General features: G+C 59.6%; 16 protein-coding genes and 1 riboswitch. Of the genes, 11 read left to right on the forward strand and 5 right to left on the reverse strand.

Annotation, left to right across the window (positions count from 1 at the left end):
• The first annotated feature begins 229 nt into the window (after positions 1-229).
• Entirely contained in the window at positions 230-1,909 is a 1,680-nt protein-coding gene (locus T18_RS01390; protein ID WP_013636243.1) for an NAD+ synthase, read from the forward strand.
• A gap of 148 nt (positions 1,910-2,057) precedes the next feature.
• On the opposite strand, the gene T18_RS01395 is transcribed toward T18_RS01390, so the two are convergent.
• On the reverse strand, positions 2,058-2,435 hold the full coding sequence (locus T18_RS01395; RefSeq protein WP_003515498.1) for a VOC family protein: 378 nt from the start codon (positions 2,433-2,435) through the stop codon (positions 2,058-2,060).
• Between the two features lie 192 nt (positions 2,436-2,627).
• Between T18_RS01395 and T18_RS01400 the strand changes: the two genes are divergently transcribed.
• Both T18_RS01400 and bluB read left to right on the forward strand, forming a co-directional pair.
• Positions 2,628-3,458 carry a TolB family protein gene (locus T18_RS01400; RefSeq protein ID WP_038491150.1) on the forward strand — a complete coding sequence of 277 codons (831 nt, stop codon included), beginning with the start codon at positions 2,628-2,630 and terminating at the stop codon, positions 3,456-3,458.
• 127 nt (positions 3,459-3,585) lie between these two features.
• Positions 3,586-3,772, forward strand: a riboswitch (cobalamin riboswitch).
• A 97-nt stretch (positions 3,773-3,869) separates the two neighbouring features.
• Entirely contained in the window at positions 3,870-4,586 is a 717-nt protein-coding gene (gene bluB, locus T18_RS01405) for a 5,6-dimethylbenzimidazole synthase (protein WP_038491147.1), read from the forward strand.
• A 69-nt stretch (positions 4,587-4,655) separates the two neighbouring features.
• Here the strand turns inward: bluB and T18_RS01410 are convergent, their stop codons facing one another.
• Both T18_RS01410 and T18_RS01415 read right to left on the reverse strand, forming a co-directional pair.
• Complete coding sequence (locus tag T18_RS01410) at positions 4,656-5,756, reverse strand: DUF2865 domain-containing protein (protein WP_038492835.1); 1,101 nt, start codon at positions 5,754-5,756, stop codon at positions 4,656-4,658.
• Between the two features lie 135 nt (positions 5,757-5,891).
• Positions 5,892-8,207 carry an NADP-dependent malic enzyme gene (locus tag T18_RS01415; RefSeq protein WP_003515491.1) on the reverse strand — a complete coding sequence of 772 codons (2,316 nt, stop codon included), beginning with the start codon at positions 8,205-8,207 and terminating at the stop codon, positions 5,892-5,894.
• Between the two features lie 229 nt (positions 8,208-8,436).
• Between T18_RS01415 and T18_RS01420 the strand changes: the two genes are divergently transcribed.
• The gene (locus tag T18_RS01420) at positions 8,437-9,273 is read left to right on the forward strand and encodes a UDP-2,3-diacylglucosamine diphosphatase (protein ID WP_025593573.1); all 837 of its coding nucleotides are present in this window, start codon (positions 8,437-8,439) and stop codon (positions 9,271-9,273) included.
• 244 nt (positions 9,274-9,517) lie between these two features.
• On the opposite strand, the gene dgcA is transcribed toward T18_RS01420, so the two are convergent.
• Positions 9,518-10,501, reverse strand: a complete 984-nt coding sequence (gene dgcA / locus T18_RS01430) for an N-acetyl-D-Glu racemase DgcA (RefSeq protein WP_038491142.1) — start codon at positions 10,499-10,501, stop codon at positions 9,518-9,520.
• Between the two features lie 143 nt (positions 10,502-10,644).
• On the opposite strand from dgcA, the gene T18_RS01435 reads away from it, so the two are divergent.
• The 5 genes from T18_RS01435 (at position 10,645) to T18_RS01455 (ending at position 15,724) form a co-directional block, all read left to right on the forward strand.
• A complete protein-coding gene (locus T18_RS01435) occupies positions 10,645-11,805 on the forward strand; it encodes an ABC transporter permease (protein WP_038491139.1) in 1,161 nt (386 codons plus the stop codon).
• Positions 11,806-11,815: 10 nt separating this feature from the next.
• Entirely contained in the window at positions 11,816-12,652 is an 837-nt protein-coding gene (locus T18_RS01440; RefSeq protein ID WP_003515481.1) for an ABC transporter ATP-binding protein, read from the forward strand.
• A gap of 8 nt (positions 12,653-12,660) precedes the next feature.
• Complete coding sequence (locus T18_RS01445; RefSeq protein WP_003515479.1) at positions 12,661-14,031, forward strand: MCE family protein; 1,371 nt, start codon at positions 12,661-12,663, stop codon at positions 14,029-14,031.
• A 15-nt stretch (positions 14,032-14,046) separates the two neighbouring features.
• Positions 14,047-14,652, forward strand: coding sequence for an ABC-type transport auxiliary lipoprotein family protein (locus T18_RS01450; RefSeq protein WP_019566194.1), 606 nt, complete (start codon positions 14,047-14,049; stop codon positions 14,650-14,652).
• 103 nt (positions 14,653-14,755) lie between these two features.
• Positions 14,756-15,724, forward strand: coding sequence for an alpha/beta hydrolase family protein (locus T18_RS01455; RefSeq protein WP_038492832.1), 969 nt, complete (start codon positions 14,756-14,758; stop codon positions 15,722-15,724).
• Between the two features lie 24 nt (positions 15,725-15,748).
• Here T18_RS01455 and T18_RS01460 read toward each other — a convergent pair whose 3' ends face one another.
• On the reverse strand, positions 15,749-16,183 hold the full coding sequence (locus T18_RS01460) for a PACE efflux transporter (RefSeq protein WP_013636234.1): 435 nt from the start codon (positions 16,181-16,183) through the stop codon (positions 15,749-15,751).
• Between the two features lie 334 nt (positions 16,184-16,517).
• Here T18_RS01460 and T18_RS27095 point away from each other — a divergent pair, with 334 nt between their 5' ends.
• Together T18_RS27095 and T18_RS01470 are read left to right on the forward strand one after the other, a co-directional pair.
• Positions 16,518-16,676 carry a hypothetical protein gene (locus T18_RS27095; RefSeq protein ID WP_162993578.1) on the forward strand — a complete coding sequence of 53 codons (159 nt, stop codon included), beginning with the start codon at positions 16,518-16,520 and terminating at the stop codon, positions 16,674-16,676.
• 139 nt (positions 16,677-16,815) lie between these two features.
• Entirely contained in the window at positions 16,816-17,067 is a 252-nt protein-coding gene (locus T18_RS01470; RefSeq protein WP_003515471.1) for a hypothetical protein, read from the forward strand.
• Positions 17,068-17,137: the final 70 nt, after the last annotated feature.

Here is a 17,137-nt window from a genome sequence, read left to right on the forward strand (position 1 = left end):
TCCGGTATTACGAGGCAACACCGCGCAATTCGGGGAGGTGAATCGGGGCGTCGCAAAACTGTCATGTAACTGTCACATAAGCGCGATGAACGCGACATGAACTTTGCGGAGTGTGGCCGGTGCGGTGATAACCTTAGCGTGAATGCCGGTTGCGGCTTCATCCTATCAAGGTGGTGCGGCATGCAATTGCCGCGTTGCGGAGCGGGCACGGGCGCGGTATTGAAAAGCCATGAGCGACAGACACGACATCAAAAACCATCTTCGAATTGCCGTCGGGCAGTTCAATCCGACTGTTGGCGACGTGGCGGGCAATCTCGCCAGGGCGCGCGAAGCACGGGCCGATGCGGCGACGCAGGGTGCCGATCTCCTGCTTCTGACCGAGCTGTTCATATCCGGCTATCCGCCGGAAGACCTGGTATTGAAGCCGGCTTTTCTGAAAGCGTGCCTGAAGGCCGTGGAAGAACTGGCGGCGGAAACCGCCGATGGCGGGCCGGGCGTCGTCATCGGTTTTCCGCGTCAGGGCGAAACGGGCCGGCACAATTCGGTTGCGCTTCTGGATGGCGGCAAGATCATCGCGCTGCGTGACAAGATCGACCTGCCGAATTACGGCGAGTTCGATGAAAAACGCGTTTTCGCCGAAGGTTCGATCTCCGGTCCCTATAATTTCCGCGGTGTCAGGATCGGCATTCCGATCTGCGAGGAAATCTGGAACGATATGGGGGTGTGCGAAACGCTTGCCGAAAGCGGGGCGGAAATCCTGCTGGTGCCGAATGGTTCGCCCTATTATCGCGGCAAGCTGGATGTGCGCCATCAGGTGGCGCTGAAGCAGGTAATCGAAAGCGGCTTGCCGCTGGTCTTCGCCAATCAGCTTGGCGGGCAGGACGAGCTGGTTTTCGACGGCGCGAGCTTCGGTTTCAATGCCGACAAGACCCTTGCCTTCCAGATGAGCCAGTTCGAGGCGACCCTTGCCGTTACCGATTGGAAACGCACCGCAGAAGGCTGGCGCTGCGAGAGCGGTCCTTTCTCGAAAATCCCTGAAGGCGAGGAGGCGGATTACCGGGCCTGCATGCTGGGCTTTCGCGATTACGTCAACAAGAACGGCTTCAAGAGCGTGGTTCTCGGCCTTTCCGGCGGTATCGATTCGGCGATCTGCGCTGCGCTTGCTGTTGATGCGCTGGGCGAAGAGCGGGTGCGCTGCATCATGCTGCCCTATCGTTACACCTCCGAGGATTCGCTGAAGGACGCAGCCGATTGCGCCAGAGCGCTTGGCTGCCGTTACGATATCGTGCCCATTGCCGAACCGGTGGATGGGTTCCTGTCGGCGCTTTCGGAAATGTTCGAAGGCACGGAAGAAGGCATTACCGAAGAAAACCTGCAGAGCCGTACACGCGGCACCATTCTCATGGCCGTTTCTAACAAGTTCGGCTCAATGGTGGTGACAACAGGCAACAAGTCGGAAATGTCGGTGGGGTATGCGACGCTTTATGGCGACATGAATGGCGGTTTCAATCCCATCAAGGACCTCTACAAGATGCAGGTCTACGCCATCTCCAGCTGGCGCAATTCCCATGTGCCGCCGGGCGCGCTCGGGCCGTCCGGCGAAGTGATCCCCGCCAATATCATCTCCAAGGCGCCATCCGCCGAATTGCGACCCAACCAGACAGACCAGGATTCGCTGCCGCCCTATCCGGTGCTGGACGATATTCTGGAGTGCCTGGTGGAAAAGGAAATGTCGGTCGAGGAAATCCTCGCGCGTGGCCATGATATCGCGACGGTGCACCGGATCGAGCATCTGCTCTATCTCGCCGAATACAAACGCCGCCAATCCGCGCCCGGGGTGAAGATCACCAAGAAGAACTTCGGCCGCGATCGCCGTTATCCGATTACCAACCGTTTCAGGGACAGGTAGTCGAAGGAGGGCATGGGGGAGCTTGCTGGACCCCGAATCTAGTTCGGGGTGACGGAGTGCGGATGCTGCGGCTTCGCCATATATCGATGGCGAAGAAGCATCCTTTTCCTCCAACGGCGCGGACACGCCGCGCCGTTTCCTTATTTTGTTAAATGACCTGCCCCACATCGATGCGGTTGCCATCCGGGTCTTCGAAAACGAAGGCCCGCAGGCCATAATCCTTGTCCTGCAGACTCTTGATGATGCGAAGCCCGTGGCTTTTGCAAAGCGCGTGCAACGCGTCGGCGTCGCTGACCAGCATATGCGCCACATTGAAGGGGGCCGGTTTGTGCGTCGACTGCAATGTCAGGTGCAACTCGGCATTACCTTGTTTCAGGATCATGAAACCGACAGGGTTGCCGTTTTCGAAGGTCTTTTCGAAGCCCAGCACACGGACATAAAAGTCATGGGCCTTTTCGATATTCTTGACAGGAAGCATTGCGGCGATCCGACCGAAGCGGATGCCGTGATCGGCGATGGTGTTCATCGCGGAACCTCGGATCTGGAAGAAACGGGCAGGGGTGCGGGCGGTGCCGGAACGCTGCTGTTTTTTCCTATTTGAATTTGCAGGGCGGTGCCTGCGGCAATAGGATCATAATCACGGCGGTGGCGGATGCAAACGGAATGTTTGTGCCATTCAACGCTCCACGCCAGACGATCGACAGGCCCGGGAGGCAGCATGCGCAGTTCCATCGAAATCTTCAACATCCGCACTCGGCAGATGCGGGTGGTCTGGCAGACGCCGGAGCTGTTCGAGGCTCCGAACTGGTCGCCGGACGGGAAATATCTGCTTCTGAACTGCGACGGTCTGCTTTATCGCCTGTCACTTGCCGGCGACCCTTCGCCGGACAAGGTCGATACTGGCTTTGCGACAATCTGCAACAATGACCACGGCATTTCGCCTGATGGTTCGCTTTATGCCATTTCCGACAAGGTGGAGTTAGGCAAGAGTGCCATCTATCTGCTGCCTTCGACGGGCGGAACGCCGCGTCTGATGACTAAGAACCTTCCCTCCTACTGGCACGGCTGGTCGCCGGACGGGAAAGGTTTCGCCTATTGCGGCATTCGCGATCAGGTTTTCGATATTTATTCCATGGACATAGACAGCGGCGTTGAGACACGCCTTACCCATGGTGAGGGCCGCAATGACGGGCCGGATTATTCGCCGGATGGAGAATGGATCTATTTCAACTCCAGCCGCACCGGCCAGATGCAGATCTGGCGCGTGCGGGTGGATGGCTCGGCCGTCGAGCGTATCACCGACAGCGTCTATGGCGACTGGTTCCCGCATCCGTCTCCCAGCGGTGACAAAGTCGTCTTCGTCTCCTACGACGCCGATGTCTTCGACCATCCGCGCGACCTTAACGTGCGCGTGCGGCTGATGGATATGGATGGTGGCAATGCCGAAACGCTGTTTGACCTTTTCGGCGGGCAGGGAACGATGAATTCGCCCAACTGGTCACCGGACGGGGATGAGTTCGCTTATGTGCGGTATTTTCCCGTTGGGTGAGGCGGTAGGGGTGCTTCAGCTGGCGCGCGTCTGCGCGGCGGCTGAAGGCCGCAATACGCCGGTGAGGTGGCCACGGTCACATTGCCGCATCGCTGCGCAAGATACTTGTATTTGCAATCTTTGTTGCTCATAAGCTTCTTCGTCAGGTGCCTGCCCTTTAGGGCGGGAGAATCGGGAATCCGGTGCAAGACCGGAACGTGCCCAGCGCTGTGAGGCGGATGCCCTTTTTCTTGATGCCACTGAATCCATTCGGGAAGGCGAAAGTGGGCGGATGAAGCCGAGTCAGAAGACCGGCCTGACAGGATAGACCAGACCGCGTGGACGGCGGCAGGTTGTTGCAGCAGCGCGTCGTGCAGGTGAAAACCGGAGCCGGTTTTCGTGGCGGCGCGCCAGCATTGTTGGGGATAGACGATGCCGACCGATCCACTCGCGACCAGTTCGCTTGACGCCAATGCATTCGATCACGCGCTTTCGCCCGCCTACCCGTTTTCCGAGGGGGAGCGAGAGGCGATCTACCGTGCCATCGAAACCCGCCGTGATGTGCGCGACCAGTTCCTTCCGGATCCATTGCCGGAAGATGTGGTCGAGCGCTTGCTGAAGGCGGCGCATTCCGCGCCATCAGTCGGTTTCATGCAGCCGTGGAATTTCACGCTCGTCACTGACGGTGCGGTCAGGCAGGCAACCTGGGTTGCCTTCAGCCGCGCCAATGGCGAGGCGGCGGCGATGTTCGAGGGGGAGCAGCAGGCGCTTTACCGCAGCCTCAAGCTTGAGGGCATCCGCAAGGCGCCGCTCAGCATCTGCGTCACCTGCGATCCGACGCGTGGCGGCAAGGTGGTGCTGGGCCGTACCCACAATCCGCGCACCGATGTCTATTCCACCGTCTGCGCCATCCAGAACCTCTGGCTTGCAGCGCGCGCCGAAGGCATCGGCGTCGGCTGGGTCAGCATTTTCCACGATAGCGACATTCGCACCATTCTGGAGATTCCCGACCACATCGAGATCGTCGCCTGGCTATGCCTCGGCCGCGTCGATACACTTTATACCGAGCCGGAACTGGCGGTGAAGGGGTGGCGCCAGCGCGTGCCGCTGGACGAGCTGGTGTTTCGCAATCGCTGGGGCGGGCGGTAAAGAGAACACGCGACCGTCTTGTGAGTGAGACAGAGCGTTGCCAACTCCATACCGTGTGCCTGATGGGAGCTATTGCTGCGGCTGAATGCCCTTCAGCGCCGGGTTCTTCAGGTCGATCCGGCCTGTCTGGTCGGGCAGGAATTTAGGGCCGATGACGCGGACCCTGCTGTTGTTCGGGTCATAGTCGCGTTCCGGAACCGGTTGTTCCGGCGGCTTTGCGGCCTGCTGCAGTTCGGTTGGTTTTTTGGGGGTGTCACCTTGCGGTGATGGAATGGTCGTGATGCTGGAATAGGGTTTCTCAGCTTCCGGCCGCGCAGCCTCCTGCTGCTTCATCTCCTCGTGATAGGCGGCCATGTTGCAGGCGCAGCCTGGGGCTTTCGTTGAGGCATTTCGATAAGCAAAGGCGGTCGGCAGGTCCTTGTAGGGCTTTCCTGTTTCAGCCGAGACCATGTCAGCCGTTTCCTGCTCCGTCATGGAGTGGAAATAAAGCTCCGTCTGCGTACCCGGACACATTTTCTGGCATTGTTCGGCCTGCGCACGGAAATCGAGCGGCGAGGCATTGGAAGCGATGGGGAAAAACGAGCCGTCGCAGGTGCGCACGCACAGCGTCCTGAGTCCGCCTTCAGCAGCGGCATTGGGGTAGGGCGAAAGCTCTGCCTGTCCCGGCGGATTGCTCTGTTCGCCGAAGGCGTCGGGGTAACGTGTCACATCGGGTGCCGTCGGCTGGCGCGCTTCCGTTTCCGGAATGGCGCTGCAGCCATTGGCGTCAAGGGCGGCGAGAATGCGCTGGCGTCTGATGTCGCCATCATCGCTGCCCTGGGCCGCCATGGCATCGTCGCGGTCACGGATGATGGCATCGCGTTCGCTCTGCGCATCCGCCATCGCGTCGCTGATTTCCGCGCAGAGTTCGGCATTCGGGCTGCCATAAACGGTGACGCTTGCGGATGAACAGCCGTAACGGCGCAGATCGTTCCTGATCCTGCGGATCTCGATGTTCTGGCGGGTGAGCGCATTGGCGTAACGCCGCACCTCGGCTGTGTTGCCGATGACACGCGGCGGTTCGCGCAGCTGCGCATAAAGCGTATCGCAGACCTGATCCGCGAAAGCAGCGGCCGGGGCGATGAAAACAAGGGGAAGCAGTAGGCCGATAATGCTGCGGCGCCGGGTCAATGGTGCGATCCGTTCGATGTCCCCGGCCGGTGGCGAGGGTGTTATGCTTCGGGAAATCCTTGTTTCAGGAAGATAACATAAGCTGTTGCCGCAATGCGGCAACAGCATGTTCAAAACTGCGTTAATGCGCCTTCATCACACCGAAGGGTGCGATGCCTGCACGACGGCAAAGGCCGCCATGTTGACAACGCCGCGCGAGGTGACGCTGGGCGACAGGATATGGGCGGGAAGTGCCGTGCCAAGCAGGATGGGGCCGACATGCAGGCCCTCCGTCAGCGTGCGGGTGACGCCGAGCGTGATGTTTGCGGCATCGAGGTTCGGGAAGACCAGCAGGTTTGCTTCGCCGGTCAGCACGCTGTTGGGCATGGCGCGCTTGCGCAGCGCTTCCGAAAGTGCCGAGCCGCCCTGCATTTCGCCGTCCACTTCCAGTTCGGGTGCCGCTGCCTGCACGATCTTCAGGGCGCGGCGCATCTTGCGGGCGCTTTCCGAATCGCGCGACCCGAAATTGGAGTGGCTGGCGAGCGCGATCTTCGGCGTGATGCCGAAGCGGCGGATTTCCTTTGCCGCGAGAATGGCCATTTCAGCCACTTCTTCGGAGGTCGGATCGTTGTTGACGAAGGTGTCGGTGAGGAACAGCGCGCCCTGCTGGGTGATGAGCAGGCTGAGGCCTGCGAAAGAGCGAACGCTTTCCTGCTTGCCGATGATCTGGTTCACGTCGCGCAGGTGCCGGTCGTAACGGCCTTCCAGACCGCAGATCAGCGCATCCGCCTCACCACGCTTCACCGACAGCGCGCCGATGACCGTGGAGTTGGTGCGCACGATGGTGCGGGCCGCCTCCGGGTTGATGCCAGCGCGGCCGACCAGGGCGAAATAATCATCGACGTAGTCGCGGTAACGCGGATCGTCTTCGGGATTGACCACCGCAAAATCGGTATTCGGGCGGATACGCAGGCCGAAGCGCTTCAGGCGCGTTTCGATGATCTGCGGGCGACCGATGAGGATCGGGATGCCGGTGCCTTCTTCCAGAAGCACCTGTGCGGCGCGCAGCACGCGCTCGTCTTCGCCTTCAGCAAAGATGATGCGCTTCTTTTCGGCAACCTTGGCGGCGTTGAAGACCGGTTTCATGATGAAGCCGGAACGCCAGACGAAGCGGTTCAGCTGGTCGAGATAGGCTTCGAAATCGCTGATCGGCCGGGCGGCGACGCCGCTTGCGGCGGCAGCACGGGCAACGGCCGGCGCGATGCGCAGGATGAGACGCGGATCGAAAGGCGAGGGAATGAGGTAGTTCGGGCCGAAGATCGGCGTTTCGCCGCTATAGGCCTTGGCGGCGACTTCCGAGACTTCTTCGCGGGCAAGCTCGGCAATGGCCTGCACGGCGGCCATCTTCATTTCCTCGTTGATCGTGGTTGCGCCGCAATCCAGCGCGCCGCGGAAGATATAGGGGAAGCACAGCACGTTGTTGACCTGGTTCGGGAAATCCGAACGGCCGGTGCAGATCATCGCATCCGGGCGGGCAGCACGGGCCACTTCCGGCATGATTTCCGGATTGGGGTTGGCAAGTGCCAGGATCAGCGGATTTTCCGCCATGCGCTCCAGAAGTTCCGGCTTCAGCACGCCTGCCGCCGAAAGACCGAGGAAGACATCGGCGCCGTCGATCGAGTCGGCCAGAACCCGCTTGTCGGTCTTTTGCGCGTAAACTTCCTTCCACTCGTCCATCAGCGAGTTGCGGCCGTCATAAACGAGGCCCTCGATATCGTGGACCCAGATGTTTTCTTTCTTTGCGCCCATGGCGACAAGCAGGTTGAGGCAGGCAAGGGCTGCCGCACCGGCGCCTGACGCAACGATCTTGACGCTCGAAAGCGATTTTCCAGCCAGTTCCAGCGCGTTGGTGACGGCGGCGGCGACGATGATCGCCGTGCCGTGCTGATCGTCGTGGAAGACCGGGATGTTCATCTTCTCGCGCAGCTGACGCTCCACCTCGAAACATTCGGGCGCCTTGATGTCTTCAAGGTTGATGCCGCCGAAGGTGGGTTCCAGCGCTGCGATGGTGGAGACCATGTCGTTGATGCCGGGCGCATCGATCTCGATATCGAAAACGTCGATGCCGGCGAATTTCTTGAAGAGGACGGCCTTGCCCTCCATGACCGGCTTCGACGCAAGCGGGCCGATATTGCCAAGGCCAAGCACTGCCGTACCGTTGGAAATCACTGCAACGAGATTGGCGCGGGCGGTATATTCCGCCGCCATTTCCGGATTTTCATGGATGGCGAGGCAGGGGGCGGCGACACCCGGCGAGTAGGCAAGCGCCAGATCGCGCTGGTTGCCAAGGGGCTTGGTGGCCTGGATTTCCAGCTTGCCGGGGCGCGGGTAGCGGTGGAAAAAGAGCGCCTGTTCCTCGATGTCGGCCTTTGCCGTGTTGGCGGGCGTGTTGTTCTTATCGTGAGAGGTCATGTCTTCCACCGTCATGTCTGGTTCAATTCCGGCCCTCTGAATACAACAAACTTTCCCGTGGTACAGCCGTTATTTGCCGCCCCCTTATGCAAATGCGGGCATGGCTTATTCGCGTTTTCGTGATGCCATCAGTCATATTCCATACAAAAACCGGCCATTGTCATGTTGCTGCAACACGAGTCTGGTTCTGAGAGGGAAGAAAGCCGCAGGGACGCAACCGAACAAGGGGATTAAATCCGTGGCCGGTCAAATTGAAACCAGACAGTTCAGAACGCTTTTCATTTCGGATGTCCATCTCGGTTCCAAGGCGGCCAAGACGGATTTTTTGCTCGACTTCCTGAAACATCACGAGGCCGATACGATCATCCTGGTCGGTGACATCATCGACGGCTGGCGCCTGCGCCGCAGCTGGTACTGGCCGCAGGGCTGCAACGACGTGGTGCAGAAGTTGTTGCGCAAGGCCCGCAAGGGAACACGTATCGTTTACATTCCCGGCAACCACGATGAATTTCTGCGCGAGTTTCCGGGCATGCATTTCGGCGGTATCGAAGTGGCCGAGCGCATGATCCACGAGGCGGCAGACGGCAAGAAATATCTCATCATCCATGGCGACGAGTTCGATGTGGTGGTGCGCAATGCCCGCCTTCTCGCCTATCTCGGTGACTGGGCCTATGACGCGGCGATTGCGATCAACATCGTCCTTGCTGCGGTGCGCCGCCGCATCGGCCTGCCTTACTGGTCGTTCTCGGCCTGGGCGAAATTGCAGGTCAAACACGCCGTCAACTTCATCGGCGAGTTCCAGCGCGTAGTGGCCGACGAGGCGCGCCGCAACAATGTGGATGGTGTGATCTGTGGCCATATCCACCACGCCGTGATGGAAGACATGGACGGCATCCGCTACATCAACACCGGCGACTGGGTGGAAAGCTGCACGGCGATTGCCGAAAATGCCGATGGCACTTTCGAGCTGATCACCTGGATGCAGACGAGCGATGTCCCTTCGCAGACATCGGACGAGATGGAGCCGGTGGATATTCCAGGTCTGATTGGCAAGCACGCGGCCTGATTGGGTTGGTTCAACAGGCAGGGCGATCCCTAAGCGCGGGATGTTTCAGCTCTCTGTCGTTATCCTTGGGCTTGTCCCAAGGATCTGCAACCGATTGATTTCGCGCGACGTGGATAGATCCTCGGGACAAGCCCGAGGATGACGTCGAGTGTGAGGCAAGGCTGGTCATACAGTTTACGTGATACTGCAAAGACTATTGCGATGTGCGGCGTAGTGCTTTCACACGAAACCCGAACGACGGCTCTTATCCCCACAACTCCGGCTGCGGCGGATAAACCAGCGAACCCTCGTAAACGAGGCCCGGCTGCCGGTCCTGCCTGAGAATCAGCGGGCCGTCGAGATCGGAGAAGGCGGCTCCCTGGGCGGCCAGAACGGCGGGAGCCATGCCGAGCGAGGTGCCGAGCATGCAGCCGACCATGATGATGAAGCCTAGCCGCTCCGCCTCTGCCTTCATGACAAGTGCTTCCGTGAGACCGCCAGTCTTGTCCAGCTTGATGTTGATCGCATCGTAACGGTCGCGCAGGTCGGCGAGGTCCTTGGTGGAATGCACGCTTTCATCGGCGCAGATGGGGACCGGGTGGTCGATGCGGGCCAGGATGGCGTCCTTGCCGGCGGGAAGCGGCTGTTCGATGAGCGCGATGTTCAGTTCCGCTGCGAGTTTCAGATAATATTCGATATTACCGTCGTTCCAGCCCTCATTGGCGTCGATGATGATGCGCGCATCAGGTGCTGCGGTGCGCACGGCCCGCAGGCGCGCCTCGTCATCGGCCGTTCCGGTCTTGATCTTCAGCAGCGGGCGGCCAGCGTTTTCCGCCGTTTTCGCCGCCATGGTCTCGGGATCGGCAAGCGAGATAGTGTAGGCGGTAACGAGCGGTTTTGCCGCGTGTCCGAGACTATGTTCGGCAGCACTTTTGCCACTCATCTTGGCTTCGAGGTCCCATAGTGCGCAATCCACTGCATTGCGGGCGGCGCCGGGTTTCATCACCTGCTGCAATTCATGCCGTGTCAGGCCGCCGGCAATCTGCTCAGCCATCGCTTCGATATCGGCGATAACGCCTTCGATGCTTTCGCCATAACGCGGGTAGGGCACACATTCACCTCTGCCGGTAAAGGAACCATCGCGGATGGTGCACGTTACGACATCCGCATGTGTGCGAGTGCCGCGTGAAATAGTGAAGCTGCCAGCAACGGCGAAACGTTCTGTTGTGGCTTGAAGGTAACGGGGCATGTTTTTTCACTTCCTGACAGGCGTTAAAAGACACATGACGCCAAATTTATCGCGAATTGTCGGCTGTCACTGTGGCTTGCCGAAGGCCAAACCGTTATGAAACCTTTAAGAATCTCGTGACGGCTGCACTCGCTCGGAGCATTATGCAAGAACAGGATATACGGCAACAGGCGAACCCGGCCGCAATCACCGAAGACGGCGCCGTCTCCGGCGGCGGCCAGCGGTATGCCTTGAGCGGTTCCTGGCGCAACAGCAATCTTTCCGGCATTTTTGCAAGCCTCGAAAACATCGAGAAAAGCGGCCCTGCCGGTCCGGTGGAGATCGATCTTTCCTCGGTGGAGGCAATCGACACGACCGGCGCCTGGGTCATCCGGCGATTGCGCGAAGATATGGAAGCGAAGGGCGTTACCGTCACGCTTACCGGAAACGAGCGAATCGAGGATCTGATCGGCCAATTGCCGGATAAAGCGGCGATGGAGGGCGAGCCTGCCGCCAAGGTGGGACTTGCCGAGCGCTTCTTCTCGCCGATCGGACAAGCTGTCGTCCAGAATGGTGCGGATTTCCTCGCGGGCATGTATATTCTGGGTTCCGCCGTGCGCGGCGCGCAGATGAAGCTCGGGCGCGGACGCGGCGTATCGCCGGCGGCCATCGTCAACCAGATCGACCATATGGGCGTGCGCGCCGTGCCGATCATCATGCTGATGTCGTTTTTGATCGGCGCCATCATCGCCCAGCAGGGCGCCTTCCAGCTGCGTTACTTCGGCGCGGAAGTGTTCGTCGTCGATCTCGTCGGCATCCTGCAATTGCGAGAAATCGGCGTGCTTCTGACCGCAATCATGATCGCCGGTCGCTCCGGCAGTGCGATCACGGCGGAAATCGGCTCGATGAAGATGCGCGAAGAAATCGACGCGCTGAAGGTGATCGGTCTCAACCCCGTTGGCGTCCTGGTGTTTCCGCGTCTCGTGGCGCTGACAATCGCACTGCCGCTTCTGACCATCCTTGCCAATTTCGCCGCACTTTTCGGCGCCGCCATCGTCACGCTTCTCTATTCCGGCATCACCTTCGAAGTGTTTCTGTCGCGTCTGCACGGCGCAGTCGAGGAATCTACCATCGCCGCCGGCATGATCAAGGCGCCGTTCATGGCGCTGATCATCGGCATCGTTGCGGCGGTTGAGGGTATGAAGGTCGGCGGTTCGGCGGAATCGCTCGGCAAACACGTCACGTCGTCGGTGGTCAAATCGATCTTCGTCGTCATTCTGGTGGATGGCCTTTTTGCCATCTTCTACGCAGCCATCGATTTTTAAGGAGGGCGCGTTGGAAACTTTGGACCAGAAGCCGCAAGAGACAAAAACTGCAAAGGACGGCCGTGAGACGGTTCTTTCCGTCGAGGGTGTGACTGTCGGTTTCAACGGCAGGAACGTGCTTGAGAATCTCGATCTGGATGTCTATCGCGGTGAAATCCTTGGCTTCATCGGCCCATCCGGCGCGGGTAAATCCGTCCTGATGCGTGCGATCTTGAGGCTTCTGCCACGCCAGGCGGGTGCAATCCGCATTCTCGGCACCGATTACGACAAGGCCAGCGAAGACGACCGCATGATGCTAGACCAGCGGCTCGGCGTGCTGTTCCAGCAGGGGGCGCTGTTTTCCGGCCTGACGGTGAAAGAAAACATCCAGCTGCCGATGCGGGAATATCTGGACCTGCCGAAAAAGCTGATGGACGAGCTTGCCTATCTCAAGATCGAGATGGTGGGCCTGAAGCCCGATGCGGGTGACAAATACCCGTCGGAGCTTTCCGGCGGCATGATCAAGCGTGCGGCGCTTGCGCGCGCGCTGTCGCTCGATCCCGACCTTGTCTTCCTCGATGAGCCGACATCCGGCCTCGATCCCATCGGGGCGGCGGAATTTGATATGCTGATCGCGCGCTTGCGCGATTCGCTCGGTTTGACCGTGTATATGGTGACGCACGACCTCGACAGCCTGTTCTCCGTCTGCGACCGCATTGCGGTGCTAGGGCAGAAGAAGGTGCTGGTGGAAGGGACATTGCAGGACATGTTTGCCTGTGACGACCCCTGGGTGCAGTCCTATTTCCGTGGCAAACGGGCGCGCTCTGTCGTTCTTCCGGACGACAGACACGAAAATCCGGTGGAGTAACAAGAAGCATGGAAACCAAGGCGAACTACACCATAGTCGGAATTTTCACGCTGATCGTGATCGCCGCCGCATTCGGCTTCGTTTACTGGATGGCGGAATTCGGCCGGGGTGGACCGACGGCCCAGCTCGTGGTGCGTATTCCCGGCTCGGCGAACGGCCTTTCCGTCGGCTCTCCGGTACGCTTCAACGGCATTCCTGTCGGCACGGTGCGCGGTCTTGCGATCGACCGTGACGATCCGGCCTATTCCATCGCCTTTACCGAAGTGCAGGCGGACGCGCCGGTTTTCCCCTCCACCCGCGCCGTGCTTGAAATTCAGGGCCTGACGGGCGCTGCCTATATCGAGCTTTCCGGCGGCAACAAGGATGGTGAGCGCATTCTGCAGAAATCGGTGGAGAGCGGCGTTCCCGCTGAGCTGACGGCCGATCTTTCCAGCGTCACCAACCTTCTTGCCACCGCCGACAAGATCCTGAAACGCGCCGATGGCGCCATCGGCGAATTGCAGGGTTTCGTGCAGGATGCCCGTGGGCCGCTGACGCAGACGGTGCGTAACGCCGAGAAATTCTCCGATGCGCTGGCCGCAAATTCCGATGGTATCAAGAGTTTCATCGCCAGCCTCAGTTCGCTTTCCACCACCGTTCAATCGGTCTCGGTGCGCCTGGACGGCACGCTGACCGCTGTCGAAGATCTGGTGAAGGCGGTGGATGCCGGCAAGATCGATTCCATCCTGTCTAATGTCGACAAGGTGACGAAGGACGTCGCTTCCGCTTCGAGCGATATTCAGGGCATCATGGAAACGGTGCAGAGCACGGCGCGCAACTTCGAGGCGGCGAGCACGGAAGTGCAGACGGTGGTGAAGCGCGCGGATGAGCTTTTGGCGTCGGTCGATCCCGCAAAGGTCAGCACCGTGGTGGGTGATGTTTCCGCAGCGACTGCCGATGCGCGTGATGCCGTGGCGAACTTCAAGCGAATTGCCGACGATGTCGGCGCGCGCCGGGCGGATATCGACCAGGCGGTCTCCGATTTCACCGACATGGGCCGCAAGCTGAACCTTGCCTCAAGCCGTGTCGATGGCATTCTTGCCAAGGTGGACGGCATGCTTGGAACCGACGATGCCAATTCGCTGTTTGCAAAGGCGCGCGAGACTTTGACCTCGTTCAAGGCCGTGGCCGACAATCTCAATGCCCGAATCGGGCCGATTGCCGATAATCTCACGCGCTTCTCCAGTTCGGGCCTGAAGGATTTCCAGGCGCTTATCGGCAGCACGCGGCAGACGGTCGACAATCTCAACAATGCGATCACCAATATCGACCGCGATCCGCAGCGGTTGATTTTCGGCGGCGAAACCGTGAAACAATATGACGGCAGAACAAGGCGCTAAAAGGGGTATGGGCCAATGACACGATTGATGAACGGCCATAAGCGCCGTGCCCTGCTTCTGGCTCCGCTGCTTGCGGTTGCGATGGCGGGCTGTGCGGGAACCCCATCGAACGATACGTTCGACCTTTCCGTCTCTTCGGCGACTGTAACGCAGGGGCCGTCGCTCAAAGGCCGGCAATTGCTGATCGCCGATCCGACGGCGCTGAAAGCGCTTGATAGCGAAAACATCGTGGTGCGCCTTTCCGGCTCGGAAGTGCAATATCTCGGCAATTCGCAATGGAGCGACCGCCTGCCGCGCATGGTGCAATCCAAGCTGGTGCAAGCCTTCGAGGATACCGGCAAGCTCGGTGGCGTCGGACGGCCGGGGCAGGGGCTGGCGATCGATTACCAGGTGGTCAGCGATATTCGCACCTTCGAAATCGATACGGCAAAAAACACCGCCGATATCGAGATTTCGGTGAAGCTGTTGAACGATCGCAACGGCACGGTAAAGGCGCAGGAAGTATTCCGCGCCAGCGCACGCGTCAGCGGTTCCGGAAATGCCAATTTCGTCAAAGCGCTGGATCAGGCCTTCGCCGCCGCCACCCGCGAAATCGTGGCGTGGACGCTGAAGTCGCTCTAAGTCCTGACGACGGTCATTTCCGCTACAAGAGATTGCTCTATGTTGTGGGTGAGGCCTGTTGGTGACGGCCTTGCATTCAATGTTTCCGATCCGCGGGTCCGTCATGCGATTTCTGGTGTTGCTTTGCCTTTCCCTTGTTTCCGCCATGTGCGGAACGGGCACCGTTCTGGCAGCCGGTCTTCGGTTGATCGAGATTCCCTCGGCAGGCGGCAAGCCTTCCATGAGGGCGGCGGTGTGGTCGCCCTGCGCGGCGACTCCGGTGGAGACCCGCATCGGCCCCTTCGCTCTGCAAGCGGTGCGTGATTGCCCTGTTGTCGATGGGCAATATCCGCTCGTCATCATCTCCCACGGTTTCGGCGGTACGTATTTCAGCCATCGGGATACCGCGGCGGCGCTGGCGGATGCCGGCTTCATCGTCGCGGCGATCAATCATCCCGGCGATAACGCCATCGACATGAAGCGGGCAGGCGATCTTTCCGCGCTGACCGAACGACCGGCCGATATCGTCCGCCTGCTCGACCATATGCTGGCGAACTGGAACGATGCCCGTTTTATCGATGCCGGAAGGATCGGGGTGTTCGGATTTTCGCGCGGCGGTTATACGGCGCTGGTACTTGCCGGCGGCGTTCCGGATTTTCCAAATACCGGATTGCCGTGCCCTGATGGGCAGGCGGCAGTGTGTGCTCAGATGCTGGAAAGGTCTGCTTCGCCTGAGGACCGGGTCTACGATGCGCGGGTGAAGGCTGTGGTTGTTGCAGACCCCCTCAACGCCTTTCCAGGGCGGGCCGATCTGCGAGATATCAAAATCCCCGTTCAGCTCTGGAGTTCAGAGCGCGGCGGCGACGGTGTGGCGCCGGAGGATATTTTAGGGCTGCGCGACGACCTGCCGGCAAAACCGGACTATCAGACGGTGAAAGGGGCAGGGCATTTTTCGTTCATAACACCTTGCCCCGCCGAGATGGAAAAAGCCCTGGCCCAGATATGCGGCGATATTCCGGGGTTTGACCGGGCGGAGTTTCATCGTCGACTGAACAGCGAAGTCATCCGCTTTTTAACGGCTTCGCTACGCTGACGCACACGCCGGTGCCGCCGTCGATCAGACGGCGTCCTGCGACTGCCATTCCGGCAGCGGGAAAAGCCGGTCGTAGCCCCAGTTGAAGACGAAGGCATAGACTACGTAGAACAGCGCAAACGAGATATCCATCACCAGCGCCTGGGCAAGGCTGATGCTGAGATACCAGGCGATGAAGGGCATCAGCACGATCAGCAGACCCAGTTCGAACAGCAGGGCATGGGCGACGCGGATAGCAGGCGTCTTCAGCGTCGTGCCTTTCAGGCGCTGCATGGCATGGTCGAAGCCGAGATTGTAAAGATAGTTCCAGGCGGTGGCGAGCGTGGCGCTGACCAGGCCGACAATGCCGATGTCTTCCATGGGCATGTGAAATACGAATGCACCCAGCGGCACGACCAGCAGAAGGCCGATGATTTCGAAGCTGAGAGCGTGGCGGATACGATCGGGCAGGGAACGCAATTTATTCTCCGGTATGTGACCGGGCCGTCCCGCATGCTGTCGCCATAATGGCCGAGGTCGTCCTCTCGCAAAGCCATATAGCGGTTTCGGGCAAAATTTCAAGCCTTGGGTCATGGTTGGGTTTGGGAGCGCTCTTCTCAGCGGGAGCGGGATGAGGTGGCGAGGCCGGAGTTATGCGGCGAGACTTCGCCTTCACGCGACTATTCGTGCCACCGTATCACCGGCGTGGAGACGAAGCACGCGGCGGTGCCTTATCTTTTCAATTGTCCGCCGTTTCGCCGCTGCGGAACAAGACCGGTGTTTTTTCGTTATCGCTCATGGAAGGAGGCGTGCCATGCAGCATAATTCTCCAGATGGACGAACGATAAAGGCCGCCAACGCGGCACAGGCCACAACTTACAAGCCTAGCCTGATTTCCCTGAAGGGAAGTTATGTGGCGATGATATTCCGCAGGCCGCTTTGCCAAAATCCGCTGGATTTGCGGAAAAAATAAAGCGGCACGCCTCACCCATCGCCGCCGATGACGACTGCCGCAATGACAGAGAGCTTTAGATGTCTCTAAAGTGTGATTTTCAATCCGGACCGTCTCCCCTTAGATTGGGAGATCGCCACGAAAGCGAAGGGAGAATGACATGAAATCAGTTCTCATTATCGCCGCTGTACTTGGTTTTTCCGCCAGTGCAGCGTTGGCGGAGTGCGCAGGTCATGAAAAGATCAACGCTTCCGTTCCTGCTGTCGACCGTGAATTCAAAACTGCAAGCATCGTTCCGCCGACGGATCCGGTGGACAAGCCCATCGTCATACTGAAAAAGACCGATCGCCTTCCGGCGGCAACCGTTGCGACGACTGGCGAACCCGAAGCCGCAATGCAACGCATGCAATAAGACGAGACAATGATCGTTTCATTCTGAAAATCCCGTGTGTGAGGTAATCCGCACGGGATTTGCTTTTTGC

It is taken from the genome of Rhizobium sp. TBD182, assembly GCF_001950375.1.
Lineage (GTDB): Bacteria > Pseudomonadota > Alphaproteobacteria > Rhizobiales > Rhizobiaceae > Agrobacterium > Agrobacterium tumefaciens.

Bases quoted from the DNA above. Each gene is read 5' to 3' on its own strand.
- T18_RS01390 (WP_013636243.1), top strand. From the start codon at position 230: ATGAGCGACAGACACGACATCAAAAACCATCTTCGAATTGCCGTCGGG.
- T18_RS01395 (WP_003515498.1), bottom strand. From the start codon at position 2,435: ATGAACACCATCGCCGATCACGGCATCCGCTTCGGTCGGATCGCCGCA.
- T18_RS01400 (WP_038491150.1), top strand. From the start codon at position 2,628: ATGCGCAGTTCCATCGAAATCTTCAACATCCGCACTCGGCAGATGCGG.
- bluB (WP_038491147.1), top strand. From the start codon at position 3,870: ATGCCGACCGATCCACTCGCGACCAGTTCGCTTGACGCCAATGCATTC.
- T18_RS01415 (WP_003515491.1), bottom strand. From the start codon at position 8,207: ATGACCTCTCACGATAAGAACAACACGCCCGCCAACACGGCAAAGGCC.
- dgcA (WP_038491142.1), bottom strand. From the start codon at position 10,501: ATGCCCCGTTACCTTCAAGCCACAACAGAACGTTTCGCCGTTGCTGGC.
- T18_RS01435 (WP_038491139.1), top strand. From the start codon at position 10,645: ATGCAAGAACAGGATATACGGCAACAGGCGAACCCGGCCGCAATCACC.
- T18_RS01445 (WP_003515479.1), top strand. From the start codon at position 12,661: ATGGAAACCAAGGCGAACTACACCATAGTCGGAATTTTCACGCTGATC.
- T18_RS01450 (WP_019566194.1), top strand. From the start codon at position 14,047: ATGACACGATTGATGAACGGCCATAAGCGCCGTGCCCTGCTTCTGGCT.
- T18_RS01455 (WP_038492832.1), top strand. From the start codon at position 14,756: ATGCGATTTCTGGTGTTGCTTTGCCTTTCCCTTGTTTCCGCCATGTGC.
- T18_RS27095 (WP_162993578.1), top strand. From the start codon at position 16,518: ATGCAGCATAATTCTCCAGATGGACGAACGATAAAGGCCGCCAACGCG.
- T18_RS01470 (WP_003515471.1), top strand. From the start codon at position 16,816: ATGAAATCAGTTCTCATTATCGCCGCTGTACTTGGTTTTTCCGCCAGT.